This is a genomic window from Lactobacillus delbrueckii subsp. delbrueckii DSM 20074 = JCM 1012 (genome assembly GCF_001433875.1).
Classification (GTDB): Bacteria; Bacillota; Bacilli; order Lactobacillales; family Lactobacillaceae; genus Lactobacillus; species Lactobacillus delbrueckii.
In genome coordinates, this window is record NZ_AZCR01000097.1 from 383 (window position 1) to 2,901 (window position 2,519).

Annotated in this window: 1 protein-coding gene and 1 tRNA gene; one reads left to right on the plus strand and one right to left on the minus strand. The window is 47.8% G+C overall.

Features of this window, described 5'->3' with window-relative positions:
- Positions 1-193: 193 nt before the first annotated feature.
- A complete protein-coding gene (gene nhaC, locus FD23_RS08445) occupies positions 194-1,573 on the minus strand; it encodes a Na+/H+ antiporter NhaC (protein ID WP_025896430.1) in 1,380 nt (459 codons plus the stop codon).
- 534 nt (positions 1,574-2,107) lie between these two features.
- Here nhaC and FD23_RS08450 point away from each other — a divergent pair.
- Positions 2,108-2,195 (plus strand) — tRNA-Ser (locus tag FD23_RS08450).
- Positions 2,196-2,519: the final 324 nt, after the last annotated feature.

The following is a 2,519-nucleotide window of genomic DNA, read 5'->3' on the forward strand; positions in this document are numbered from 1 at the left end:
CCATAGATTTAACTAGAAAGGAATATCAGAAAAACTTACCAATACTGATGTGATTATCAAGATTTAGTAAGTTTTATGATTCGGAAGGAGAGACTAACAGGATACTTGCTTATCTCCTTTGGCCACACTAAAAGCCTGTCTCCAGCTGGAAACAGGCTTCTTTAATTCATAATTTAAGAGAGCGGGATAAGGCTTAAGCCACTTTTTCCTGCTTCCACTTCAGACCGATGCCGGTAAAGCCGCTGAGGATAGAGAAGACAGGTGACAGGAGGCTGAACATGGTGAAGGGGAGGAAGTCCAGAACTGGTACGCCTAAGGCTGAAGCCACAAAGGAACCAGCCACCCCCCAAGGGATCAAGTAGTTGATGACGCTGCCCCCGTCTTCCAGGGCCCGGCTGAGGGCCAGGGGGTCAAGGCCGATCCGCTTGTAAGCAGGCTTAAAGGCGTTGGCCGGCAGGATAACAGACAGGTATTGTTCACCGACGAAGAGGTTGATCCCAATCCCGGCCATGATTGTCGTCAAGATCAGCCGGCCCGGCTTCTTAAGGCGTTCAACCAGAGGCTTCATGGCGCTGTCGGTAATGCCCAGGTGCATCAAGATTCCGCCCAGGGCCAGGGTCATGATGATCAAGGAAACAGTCCCCATCATGCTGGAGATCCCGCCCCGGGTCAAGAGGGCGTCAACGGTCTTGTTGCCGGAATTTGAAACGTAGCCGGATTCAATCAGCGTTGCCAGCTTTTGCATCTTGAAGCCCGGATTTTGGACAAAAATCATGGCAACGGACAAGAAGATGTTGGCAAAAAGCGTTTGAATGGCTGGCACCTTTTTCCAGGCGCAGGCGAACATCAAGATGATCGGCAAGGCTGACCAGAAGGAAACTGAGAAGTTTTGGCGGAGGCTGCTTTCTACGGCAGCGATGCCGGCTAAGGAAGTTGCCTTATTGCTCTGGCCCAGGAAGAAGAAAAAGAGCAAAGAGCCGATAAAGGCGGGAATGGTTGACCACATCATATTCTTGATATGCTCAAAGAGGTCAGTTTCAGCTACCGCGGAAGCCAGGTTGGTCGAGTCAGACAGAGGGGACATCTTGTCGCCGAAGACGGCGCCGGAGATAATCGCCCCAGCCGTCAAAGCCGGGTTGATGCCTAAAGTGCTCCCCATCCCAAAGAGGGCGATCCCGACGGTGGACACGGTCGTAAAGCCGGACCCGATGGCTAGGCCGACCAAAGAGCAGACCAGGAAGACCGAGGGAACGAAGAAGTGGCTGCTGATCATATGAAAGCCCAGGACCATCAAGAATGGAATAATCCCGGCCTGGATCCAGACAGCAATCAAGGTCCCAATTAAAAGGAAGAGAAAGATCGGGACAATGGCCGTGGAAATCCCCTGGCTGATCCCCTTCATGACTTCTTCCCACTCAAAGCCGCGGATCTGCAGCCAGAAGATGAGCAAGGCGATGACAGTCAAGACCGGGATCTGCGGGGACATGCCAAAGCCGATGACGCCCCAGCCCAGCATGACCAGCATCAAAATAAGAATAGTTACTGCTTCTTTAAAACTGATTTGTTTGTTCATGTGTTTGTTCCTTAGTTAAATCTGTATTTGCTTTTGCCAGTTTAAACCAAGACTTGATATCGCTTCATATTTCTCCTTTCTGCAAACAAAAAGCCCCAGCCGAGTCGGTTGACTCAGGCTGGGGCGCTTATAGGCACGGTACCACCCAACTTTGCAGCATGCTGCACTTACTTTAGCCGTAACGGGGCTGGACCGGTCGAGCTGCTTGATCCCGTAATTTGCTGCTCCAGGCCTGTCCGGTTTGCATCAACCACCGGTTTTCTGAGCGCTGAGCCTGGCTGCTACTAAAAGATCACTCGAATTTTTATGTTTCCTACTATAACATTATGAGCTTTGTTAAGCAACGCTTTTGCTAATTCTTTTTTAAGCAGGCGGGAAGACAATAGCCAAAAACGATGAAAAGTGAGACCGGCTTTCAATTGATTTGCAGATATCGTCTGTTTTGGAGGAAAAAAGACGCAAAAAAGCAGAAAAAATCTCTCAAAAGGGTTTGACGGACCCGAAAAAGTTTGCTAATATTAATGTACATGACTTGGAGTAGTACTCAAGTGGCTGAAGAGGCGCCCTTGCTAAGGGTGTAGGTCGGGAAACCGACGCCAGAGTTCGAATCTCTGCTACTCCGTTATAACAACAAATATATAAGACAAGCGGCTGATTTGACTGAATCAGCCGCTTTTTTTCAGCTAATAAGTATTTTTCTTTTCTTAATTAAAACTGGTATTTTTCGCAAAAATGCAATTTTTGGGCCTCTTTTTGCGTTATTGTAATGCATTTTCAGTCATAGAGATAAAATTAACGAAAAAGTTGAAAAAGGTTTCGAGAAAGTGCTCCACGTAAGCGCTTTTTATTGTATAATAGAAATGTACCCGCCAATTGCAAGAATAAATTGAACACTTACCATAACATCTAGCAGATTTTGACTATCTACGCCGGTAAATGCGGTCAA

Excerpts from the sequence above, each read along its gene's own strand:
- nhaC (WP_025896430.1), bottom strand. The coding sequence starts at position 1,573 with ATGAACAAACAAATCAGTTTTAAAGAAGCAGTAACTATTCTTATTTTG.